The organism is Paracoccus aurantiacus, assembly GCF_007993065.1.
Classification (GTDB): Bacteria; Pseudomonadota; Alphaproteobacteria; order Rhodobacterales; family Rhodobacteraceae; genus Paracoccus; species Paracoccus aurantiacus.
Window position 1 is genome coordinate 161,785 of sequence record NZ_VOPL01000007.1, and the last position, 9,141, is coordinate 170,925.

The window sequence follows — 9,141 nt, forward strand, 5'->3', positions numbered from 1 at the left end:
GCAATGGCGGGGTCGGGCGGGAAGCGGGAAGTTCGCCGCGCCTCGATGAAAGGCTGCGACGCGTGGCGACGTGGACATAAGCCAAGACACTTTGGAGAGCGGAGATTAGACACGCTCGAAGGCACGGCGCAATAGAATAAATTAGCCTTCATTACCAAGTAATTTGCCTTTCTTACCATCTTGAATTCGCAGAGTCTCGAACTCCGCTGCAAATCTGCAGACAATCAGCGACAATTTTCCGCGCATCTTCTGGGGCCAATGGCCTAGTTGTGCTTCGATATTCGCCGTACATAGCGTTCTTTGACTTCCTATGAGCAAAAGAGCCGCGAGCCTTAGCCAGTTTTGAGGCCGAATCTAATTTTAAGCTGTCGTTGGGTGGATTTATTCCAACGGGATTGAGGACTTTGAGCATGTACTTCAACGCAAAGCCGTGATTATCTTTAAGGGTGGCGGAATGCTTGCTCTTGCAATCGCTGATCGCCTTCCTTACTGCATCAAAGCAAGTATCGAAGGCATTGCTTTCTCCGCCCTGGCTCCAATTGGTGGCATATGACAATAGCAGGGAGGCTGTTGCGAGAGAGATTTGTCTGGATAAGAATTCAGACTCTACTTTCGAAAGTATTTTCTCAGCCATCATTTCCAAAAATTCTTCGAAGCTTGCATGTGACAATATGCAGTATGATTTAACATCATACTCGAAAACATCAGGAGTATGGCTCGGATCAACGGGAAAATATCTTTCTAGAAAGCGCTGCTCTATGTTGGTCAGCTCAACGGAAAGTTCATCGTATAGATCGTCAAACTCGGACATCTATCGAACCGGTTCTGGCGTAGGGATGTCGTCAATATTTATATCAAAGAAGCCATTTATGAACTTCTGAAATTCCGAAAAACGTGTGTAGTATCGATCTATTGTTTTCGTGGTTGACTCTATGCTATCCATAAACCTTTCATTGCTATTGCAGAATTTCTCAAACGCCACCAAAAAATCTGTGGTTCGCCCTTCAAATTTAGCGCGCCCGATCCTAGAGAAATAGTAGGCTTCGACTTCGAGAAGCACCCTATTGAACCGAGACTCCCACTTCCCTCCTGCGAACTTCCGACCGGCCCTTCCTTCGGGGAAAATGTCGATTACTAACTGTACTGCTTGATTGAAATCAGAGACCAAGTCTCGAAGTTTTTTTTTCTTCCTGCGGCCAATTCTCATTGCCGTACCTTAGTGTGTCAGTGAGGAATGCACTTAGATTTCCACGATACTCATTGCCGCGAGTACAAAGCGCAATGTAGCGCAGTAAAATTTCGGCATCTCGCAATCTCGGATCCGGACCAGATAATCCCATCACTTCGTGGAGTGGGATCACTCGGTTCGTTTCAGTCATAATCAACTCCGAAAACGCCCCTCTATTGAGGACTTGCCTAAGTTCTTGAGAGCTTAGTGGTACGCTTGCTGAGTTCAGGCGGTAAAAAATATCGTAAAGAACTTGCTCAGATTTGTAGCCAGTTATTATTGTGCATCGAATGTCAGCATTCAGGAACTGACGATGCTCCGTCTCATAATTAATTTGTGAGGAAAGATCCCTCATGTTTACCCCGTCAAGGTCAGGACGCGTTGTAAGCCCCTTTAGCTTGTCTGATTTCCAGTATGGGAACTTATCAGGATCGACGAAGCCGGAAATCGCAAGCAATCTCTGCTTGCCGTCAATCACGATAAATGACCCCTTTTTAGCTTGATCTTCAGCAAGAACAATTTGCGGAACCGGAAGACCGGAAATAAGAGATTCAATCAACTTGCTTCTCTTATGATCATTCCATGCGTTTCTGCGCTGGAATGCTGGATCCAGATCTATGTTCCCTTGCTGAATTTGGCTAATTATTGTTTCAACGGTCCAGTCTCGTGAGTACACGACAATTGACGACAAGTCATCAATTTTGACCTCATCTTCATACTCGGCATTCCATAGGTCAAGTTCGGATTCGTCGGCCATCTTTACATCCCATAAGAAAGTTGGTGAGTTCGATTTTGCGGCTGACGCTGGCCGAGCAACTCATGGATGAGGCTATACGGGTTCATTGTGACCGGCAACTCTCCTAAGTGTACTGCGCGATGCGCGAACGTCGCCTTCGCGGCCGACACCGGGCATCCACAAACCCAGCTGCGAAGGTCGGCACGGGGCTGGTTACGTCGGCCCCTGCTCGTTTATGTGATCGCTTTGCAAACTGCGCTAAGACGGAGCAAGCAAGCCGGGTCGAGAGTATCTCCTCCAGCCACATTCGTATGCACCACCTGTGCACACCCAGTGTACGCGCGGTGTACGCCGTGTGCGGCCCTTACCGCGACAAAATCATCCCCATGATCTCGCGCGTCTTCGCGACGATTGGGGCAGAGATCGCCTCGGCCTTGCCCGCCCCCTCGCCAAGGATGCGGTCGATCTCGGCGGGGTCCGCCAGATACTCGCCCATCCGGGTCGAGATGGGGCCAAGGACCGATACCGCCACATCCGCAAGCGCCGGTTTGAAGTCGCCGAAGCCCTTGCCCTCGAACTGCGAAAGCACCTGATCTTGTGTCTCGCCTGACAGCGCGGCATAGATATTGACCAGATTCCGCGCCTCGGGCCGGTCTTTCAGACCCTCAGCGCTGCCGGGCAGGGGCTCTGCATCGGTCCGCGCCTTGCGGAATTTCTGCGCGATGGTGTCGGCATCGTCGGTCAGGTTGATCCGGCTCGCGTCCGAGGGATCAGACTTCGACATCTTCTTCGACCCGTCCCGCAGCGACATGACCCGCGTCGCGGGCCCTTCGATCACCGGCTCAGGAAGTGGAAAGAAATCAACGCCATAGTCGTGATTGAACTTCGCCGCAATGTCCCGCGTCAGCTCGACATGCTGCTTCTGATCCTCGCCCACCGGGATATGCGTCGCGTGATAGGCCAGAATGTCCGCCGCCATCAGCGCCGGATAGGCGTAAAGCCCAAGGCTCACATTCTCGCTGTTCTTGCCTGCCTTGTCCTTGAACTGCGTCATCCGGTTCATCCAGCCAAGCCGCGCCACGCAATTCAGAAGCCACGCCAGTTCGGCATGGGCCGGGACCTGGCTTTGGTTGAACAGGATCGACCGCGCCGGGTCGATCCCCGCCGCCATGAAGGCCGCCGCCGCTTCCCGCGTCTGCTGGCGCAGGGTTTCGGGCGCCTGCCAGACGGTGATCGCATGCATGTCGACAAGGCAATAGACCGTCTCAATCCCGTCATCCTGACGTTCGACAAAGCGCTTGAGCGCGCCCAGATAGTTGCCGAGAGTCAGGTGCCCGGAAGGCTGGATGCCGGAAAAGATGCGTTGAGTTGTGGCTTCGGTCATGTCGCGCCTGCTTGGAAAATCCGTGCTGGTGGCTTAACCCTGCGCAGAACCGGGCGCAACCGCCCTGAGTAGGAGAATGCCATGCGCCCCGGATATGACGAATCGCCCATCAATGCGCTGCCGCCCGTCGTCTGGGCGTTGGCGCTGCCGATGATCGCGTCCGAGGTCGTTTTCGGGCTGGCCTCGGTCGGGTTCCTCGGTGGCGCGCAGGGTGTCGGGTTTCGCCTGAACGCCATGCAGCTTGCGGCCTATTTCCCGCAGATTCCGCTGCGCATGTGGCAGTTAGGTGTTTTCGATCTGCGGCAGGCGGCGCGGGTTCTGACCTATCCGTTCATCCACGGATCATTGACCCACGCGTTGTTCGTGATCGTCTTTACGCTGGCGCTTGGCAAAATGATTGCCGAGCAGTTCCGGCCGTGGGCGCTGCTGGCGCTGTTTTTCGGCGCTGCGATCGGCGGGGCGGTGATTTATACCGTTTTCGGCCTGATCCTCGGGGTTGATCTTGGCCCTCTGATCGGGGGGTATCCGGCGGTTTACGGCCTGGTCGGCGGCTTCACGTTCCTGCTGTGGGTCAGGCTAGGGATGGAGCACGCGAACCGCATGCGCGCCTTCACCCTTATCGGCATGTTGCTGCTGTTCCAGCTGGTTTTCGGGCTCGCTTTCGGCAATTCAGGCTATTCCTGGATCGCCGAAGTCGGCGGTTTCTGCGTGGGCTTCCTGCTGTGCTTCGTTCTGGTCCCCGGCGGCTGGGGCAGGGCGGTTGCGGCCCTGCGCCGACGCTGAGCGAACCTTATTCCGCTGCCTCAGGCTCTGTCGCATCCCATGAGGGGCGGCGCTTTTCGAGGAATGCGTTAAGCCCCTCATTCGTGTCGGACAGCATCATGTTTGCGACCATCGTATCGCCCGCGGCCTCGTAGGCGTCAGCGGTATCATGGGCGAGCTGTTCATAAAATCCGCGCTTGCCCATGGCGATGGCCGAAGGCAGCTTTTGCGCGATTTTTCTTGCAAGCGACATGGTTTCCGACGCAAGCGAATCGGGCGCGACAACGCGGTTCACAAGGCCAAGCCGCTGGGCTTCGACGGCCGAAATGAAGTCGCCGGTGACGAGCAGCTCGAACGCAGCCTTGCGCGGTATGGCGCGGGACAATGCCACGGCAGGCGTCGCGCAAAACAGCCCGACATCAATCCCGTTGACGCCAAAGCGCGCTTTCTCGGACGCGACGGCAAGGTCGCACGACGCGACAAGCTGGCAACCCGCTGCGGTCGCTATGCCCTGAACCTCGGCGATGACTGGCTGCGGAAGCGTCGAAATCAGCTGCATGAGCTGGCTGCATCCTTCGAAAAGCGCCGCAAAGCCTGCGCGCCCGCCGTCGATATTGGCCCGCGCGGCCTGCATCTGTCGCAGATCATGACCCGCCGAGAATGCCTTTCCTTCGGCGGCAATGATGATGACGCGCGGCCCTTCTTCATTGGCGACGGTGGCGAGCGTCGTATAGAGCGTCGCAATCATTTCTGCCGAGAGGGCGTTAAAATTCTGTGGGCTGTTCAACACAAGCCGCACGATCGGCCCGGTGTCGTCGCGTAAGATCAGATCGGACATCGTTGCTTTCCTCCCAAGGCTCGACGCAGCATAGACCCAAAGCGAAACGAGGGGAAAGCATGGCTTTGAAAATGGATGCGGCGGCGCTGAACGCCTTTCTCGGCACGGACTTCCCGCAATTGACCGGGCAATTCGCGGTAGAGCATGCGGATGAGGAACTGCTGATCGCAAGGCTGCACGTGAGCGAGTCCCATCTGCGTCCCGGCGGGACGGTCAGCGGGCCATCAATGTTCGCGCTGGCGGATGTCGCGATCTATACCGCGATCCTGTCGAATATCGGCCCGGTAGGGCTGGCGGTTACAACGAATGCGAGCATCGACTTCATGCGAAAGCCGGAAGCAGGGCGCGACTTGCTTGCGCATTGCCGCCTGCTGAAGCTGGGCCGGGTTCTGGCGGTTGGTGAAGCGATGATTTTTTCGGACGGGCAGGAGAAGCCCGTTGCGCGCTGCTCAATGACTTATTCGATCCCGCCGCGCTGAGCCGCCGCCATGCGCCGCCGAACGGCTAGGATCGTGAAGTGGCACCAATGGGTCGCCCAGAAGACGATGCCAGCAAATTTTGCCATATCCTCGGTCATGAGGGCGGAAGCGCTGCTGTATTCGGTCAGGTCGTCGACCACCAGAGACAACACGAACAGAAGAAGCGCGATTGCCAGAAGCGGCATTCGGAACCGCACCAGTTCCGCCCTGAAGGGCCACATTGCGCAAAGGCAGAGCACGGCATAGATCAGCAGCACAGCTTCCTCGGGGATGCCGATGCGGGGCAGCAATGCCTCGTGCAGCATGAAGCGGTCGTCGATCCCCAGCATCATCGACAGCATGAAGGCAGCCAGCAGCGTGCGGCGCAGGTGGGGCAGAAGGGCGGCACCAATGCCGCCGGCGGTTGCCGCGACGATCCACCCAGCAAATCCTAGCGCGGAAACGAAGCCGCCATATATCGGAAATCCGAACTGTGTCGCAGGGTCGCGGAACACGCTCGCCGCGTCCCATTTGCCAGCGGCGATTCCGGTGGCTGCAATCATCAGCACGGCAAGAGAGATTGCGGGGGCGGCCACCATGGCGGGCATAGTCGTGGCTGGTGGCATCGGCGCGGCGTTCATTCGCTGGTGCAGCGTCACCTGGCTTTCTTGGTCGGTACTCATATCGTCAACTCGTTGCTTTGCGCGCAGGAATGGCGCAAGAGCCCTGCCTACTCGGCTGGGCAGCCTGTCCGCAAGGCCGGATTTTGCAGGTATCTGGCGGGGTTTTGGGAAGGTATTAAAATACCTATTTATTAAACTATTGATTTAGAATGATAAATTTATGTAAAGCTCGCTTGACCTGCGATCAGCAATCGTCAATACACCGCCATCTCGAAATTGAACCCCCAAAAGGGCAGCGACATGAAGACCTATACCGCAAAACCGGCGGAGATCGAGAAGAAGTGGATCCTGATCGACGCTGAGGGCGTCGTTCTGGGCCGTCTCGCCTCCCTCGTCGCCATGCGTCTGCGTGGCAAGCACAAACCGACCTACACCCCGCACATGGACATGGGTGATAACGTCATCATCATCAACGCCGACAAGGTGCAGATGACCGGCGCGAAGCGCGATGACAAGAAATATTACTGGCACACCGGCCATCCGGGCGGCATCAAGCACCGGACCGCGCGTCAGGTGCTGGAAGGCGCACATCCCGAGCGTGTCGTGATCAAGGCGGTTGAACGCATGATCTCGCGCAACAAACTGGGCAAGCAGCAGATGTCCAATCTGCGCGTCTATGCCGGGACCGAGCACCCGCACGAGGCTCAGCAGCCTGAAGTGCTGGACGTCAAGTCCCTGAACAAGAAGAACACCCGGAGCGCGTAATCATGGCCGAAGACATCAAATCCCTCGACCAGTTGAAAGACGTGGTCACGGAAACCGCAGCACCCGCAGGTGCCGCCGTTGAAACCGCAGGCACCGCTGTCGCACCCGCCGCCCCGCGCGAGCCGGTTCGCGACCAGCACGGCCGCGCCTATGCCACGGGCAAGCGCAAGGACGCCGTTGCCCGCGTCTGGGTGAAAGCCGGTTCCGGCAAGATCACCGTCAACGGCAAGCCGATGAACGAATATTTTGCGCGTCCGGTGTTGCAGATGATCCTGCGTCAGCCTTTCGATATCGCGGGCGTTGCTGGTCAGTATGACGTTGTTGCAACCGTTACCGGTGGTGGCCTGTCGGGTCAGGCCGGTGCAGTCAAGCACGGCATTTCCAAGGCGCTGCAACTGCACGAGCCGTCGCTGCGCGCCGCGCTGAAAGCCGCTGGCTTCCTGACCCGCGACAGCCGCGTTGTGGAACGGAAGAAATACGGTAAGGCCAAGGCACGCCGCAGCTTCCAGTTCTCGAAGCGCTGATCCGCGTCTCAAGCTACGATCAATGCGCGGCCCATTCGGGCCGCGTTTTTCATTTCCAATCGTTGTTTCAGCCCGGCCCGGATACGGCTTTCGCCAGCCGCGCCCGCCTTCCCTCGGCCCGCAAGGCAAAGTAATTCGCCGACAGGATCATGGCGACCCCGACCAGAAGCCACGGGCCGACTGTCTCGCCATACAACAGATAGCCCACAATCGCGATCAGCGGTACGCGCAGGAAGTCGATCGGAATAGCGACAGAGACGTCAAGGGTCTGGAACGCGCGCGCCATGGTGAAATGTGCCGACAGACCGCACAGCCCGGCGAGAATGATCCACGGCAGGTTTCCTGCCTCGACCGGCCGCCAATCGAACGTTGCGAACACCAGTCCCATCGGCAATTGCATCAGGACCATCCACGCCACGATGACGCCCGGCGTATTCGTGCGTGTCAATCGCTTCACGAGCACGGCAGACATGCCATAGCCAGCGGCAGCAAGCAGCACAATGAACGAGGCCGGGTCCAGAACCTCGACGCCGGGACGCAGGATCAGCATCACGCCAAGGAAGCTTACGGCGATAGCCGCGATGCGCGGTCTGGTGAGTGGCTCGCCCAGGATCAGGAACGCGAAGATTGCGACCCAGACAGGCATCGTGAATTCAAGCGCAAATACCTCTGTCAGCGGCAACAGCGCCACGCCAAGCGTCCAGCAATACTGTGCACTGAAGTGGACGACGTTGCGAAGCGCGTTCAGCGGCAGGCTGCGCAGGTGCCGCATTTCCGGCCAGAGACGCCGCGCCAGAACCGCGATCACGAAGACGCCGACGACAGACCTGAAAAACAGGATCTGAAAGGTCGAAAGATTAGATGAAAGCTCTCGCGACGCGACGGCCATCGCGATGAACGAGGCGAGGCTACCGATCATCCACAAGACGCCGACAGTCATTGGTGGCGCGCTGACCTTATCGTTCATGCTTGGTCCCCTGATCCCACGCAATCAGTTCAAGCGTGATTGCCTTGCCTCGGCAAGATCGAGATGCAGCGGCGGTGCATAGAAAACGGGCATGGTGGTTGCCCTCGTGCAACCATTGGCGCAAATTTGCGCAGACATCTTTTTCGGGCCGCGCTATCGCGTATCTTGCAGAGGAAGGGGACGACCCCGGCCAGTGTGGCGCAGCATTCAGGACGGCCTGCAAAGGATACAGTCATGATCTGGTTGCAACTCATCACCGCCGGCCTTCTCGAAGTTGTCTGGGCATATACGCTGAAACAGTCGCACGGCTTCACCCGCTTGGGCTACAGTGCCGTGACCGTGGCGGCGATGATCGCAAGTTTCTGGCTTCTGGCGCGGGCGATGCAGGTCCTGCCGCTTGGTACTGCCTATGTCGTCTGGACCGGAATCGGATCTGTCGGCGCGTTCATTCTGGGAATCACGCTTCTGGGCGAGGCCGCATCGGTCATGCGAATCGCGGCGGCGGCGATGATCGTCGGCGGGATTGTCCTGATGAAACTCAGCTGAACACCCCGCTCTGCTCGGCAAACGGGCCGGGCAATCACGACAGAATCGCGACCGAGTCATCGCCATCAGGTGCGATTCTGTCGTGGACACATCGTGATTCCCTGCCCGTTTCGCCACGCGGCGCGTCCCTTCCAGACGATTCATAGCCGCGGCCGTATATTTTTATCTGTAACATCAGCCACTTACGATTTTCGTATTATTTCTTTTACGAATTGGGTTGCGCGTTTTGTTTGGTGGGCCTAGATAGCCGCTCACCGAGACGGCGACGCTGGTTCGGTTGGGGCTCTGAGGGGTCGCGGAAGAAAAAGTT

11 protein-coding genes are annotated in these 9,141 nt (G+C 57.5%); 5 read left to right on the forward strand and 6 right to left on the reverse strand.

What is annotated here, in order from left to right:
• Positions 1-172: 172 nt before the first annotated feature.
• The 3 genes from FQV27_RS15680 to trpS form a co-directional block, all read right to left on the reverse strand.
• Positions 173-811 carry a HEPN domain-containing protein gene (locus FQV27_RS15680; RefSeq protein ID WP_147100324.1) on the reverse strand — a complete coding sequence of 213 codons (639 nt, stop codon included), beginning with the start codon at positions 809-811 and terminating at the stop codon, positions 173-175.
• 346 nt (positions 812-1,157) lie between these two features.
• The gene (locus FQV27_RS15685) at positions 1,158-1,985 is read right to left on the reverse strand and encodes a DUF262 domain-containing protein (RefSeq protein WP_147100326.1); all 828 of its coding nucleotides are present in this window, start codon (positions 1,983-1,985) and stop codon (positions 1,158-1,160) included.
• Between the two features lie 343 nt (positions 1,986-2,328).
• Entirely contained in the window at positions 2,329-3,348 is a 1,020-nt protein-coding gene (gene trpS / locus FQV27_RS15690; RefSeq protein ID WP_147100328.1) for a tryptophan--tRNA ligase, read from the reverse strand.
• Positions 3,349-3,429: 81 nt separating this feature from the next.
• On the opposite strand from trpS, the gene FQV27_RS15695 reads away from it, so the two are divergent.
• Positions 3,430-4,131, forward strand: coding sequence for a rhomboid family intramembrane serine protease (locus FQV27_RS15695; protein ID WP_147100330.1), 702 nt, complete (start codon positions 3,430-3,432; stop codon positions 4,129-4,131).
• A 7-nt stretch (positions 4,132-4,138) separates the two neighbouring features.
• Here FQV27_RS15695 and FQV27_RS15700 read toward each other — a convergent pair whose 3' ends face one another.
• Positions 4,139-4,948 carry an enoyl-CoA hydratase gene (locus FQV27_RS15700; protein ID WP_147100332.1) on the reverse strand — a complete coding sequence of 270 codons (810 nt, stop codon included), beginning with the start codon at positions 4,946-4,948 and terminating at the stop codon, positions 4,139-4,141.
• 59 nt (positions 4,949-5,007) lie between these two features.
• Between FQV27_RS15700 and FQV27_RS15705 the strand changes: the two genes are divergently transcribed.
• Entirely contained in the window at positions 5,008-5,427 is a 420-nt protein-coding gene (locus FQV27_RS15705) for a PaaI family thioesterase (RefSeq protein WP_147100334.1), read from the forward strand.
• Here the strand turns inward: FQV27_RS15705 and FQV27_RS15710 are convergent.
• Entirely contained in the window at positions 5,406-6,089 is a 684-nt protein-coding gene (locus FQV27_RS15710) for a hypothetical protein (protein WP_147100336.1), read from the reverse strand. The genes FQV27_RS15705 and FQV27_RS15710 overlap by 22 nt on opposite strands.
• Before the next feature lie 240 nt (positions 6,090-6,329).
• On the opposite strand from FQV27_RS15710, the gene rplM reads away from it, so the two are divergent.
• Both rplM and rpsI read left to right on the forward strand, forming a co-directional pair.
• Positions 6,330-6,794 carry a 50S ribosomal protein L13 gene (rplM, locus tag FQV27_RS15715; RefSeq protein WP_147100338.1) on the forward strand — a complete coding sequence of 155 codons (465 nt, stop codon included), beginning with the start codon at positions 6,330-6,332 and terminating at the stop codon, positions 6,792-6,794.
• 2 nt (positions 6,795-6,796) lie between these two features.
• The gene (rpsI, locus tag FQV27_RS15720; RefSeq protein ID WP_147100340.1) at positions 6,797-7,318 is read left to right on the forward strand and encodes a 30S ribosomal protein S9; all 522 of its coding nucleotides are present in this window, start codon (positions 6,797-6,799) and stop codon (positions 7,316-7,318) included.
• Between the two features lie 67 nt (positions 7,319-7,385).
• Here the strand turns inward: rpsI and FQV27_RS15725 are convergent, their stop codons facing one another.
• Positions 7,386-8,285: a DMT family transporter gene (locus FQV27_RS15725; RefSeq protein WP_222611712.1), complete on the reverse strand. Its 900-nt coding sequence runs from the start codon at positions 8,283-8,285 to the stop codon at positions 7,386-7,388.
• A gap of 234 nt (positions 8,286-8,519) precedes the next feature.
• Here FQV27_RS15725 and FQV27_RS15730 point away from each other — a divergent pair, with 234 nt between their 5' ends.
• On the forward strand, positions 8,520-8,831 hold the full coding sequence (locus tag FQV27_RS15730; RefSeq protein WP_147100342.1) for a DMT family transporter: 312 nt from the start codon (positions 8,520-8,522) through the stop codon (positions 8,829-8,831).
• Positions 8,832-9,141 lie beyond the last annotated feature (310 nt).

What these genes read in the sequence shown, in the direction of transcription:
- FQV27_RS15680 (WP_147100324.1), bottom strand. Translation starts at nt 811, where the DNA reads ATGTCCGAGTTTGACGATCTATACGATGAACTTTCCGTTGAGCTGACC.
- FQV27_RS15685 (WP_147100326.1), bottom strand. Translation starts at nt 1,985, where the DNA reads ATGGCCGACGAATCCGAACTTGACCTATGGAATGCCGAGTATGAAGAT.
- trpS (WP_147100328.1), bottom strand. Translation starts at nt 3,348, where the DNA reads ATGACCGAAGCCACAACTCAACGCATCTTTTCCGGCATCCAGCCTTCC.
- FQV27_RS15695 (WP_147100330.1), top strand. Translation starts at nt 3,430, where the DNA reads ATGCGCCCCGGATATGACGAATCGCCCATCAATGCGCTGCCGCCCGTC.
- FQV27_RS15700 (WP_147100332.1), bottom strand. Translation starts at nt 4,948, where the DNA reads ATGTCCGATCTGATCTTACGCGACGACACCGGGCCGATCGTGCGGCTT.
- FQV27_RS15705 (WP_147100334.1), top strand. Translation starts at nt 5,008, where the DNA reads ATGGCTTTGAAAATGGATGCGGCGGCGCTGAACGCCTTTCTCGGCACG.
- FQV27_RS15710 (WP_147100336.1), bottom strand. Translation starts at nt 6,089, where the DNA reads ATGAGTACCGACCAAGAAAGCCAGGTGACGCTGCACCAGCGAATGAAC.
- rplM (WP_147100338.1), top strand. Translation starts at nt 6,330, where the DNA reads ATGAAGACCTATACCGCAAAACCGGCGGAGATCGAGAAGAAGTGGATC.
- rpsI (WP_147100340.1), top strand. Translation starts at nt 6,797, where the DNA reads ATGGCCGAAGACATCAAATCCCTCGACCAGTTGAAAGACGTGGTCACG.
- FQV27_RS15725 (WP_222611712.1), bottom strand. Translation starts at nt 8,285, where the DNA reads ATGAACGATAAGGTCAGCGCGCCACCAATGACTGTCGGCGTCTTGTGG.
- FQV27_RS15730 (WP_147100342.1), top strand. Translation starts at nt 8,520, where the DNA reads ATGATCTGGTTGCAACTCATCACCGCCGGCCTTCTCGAAGTTGTCTGG.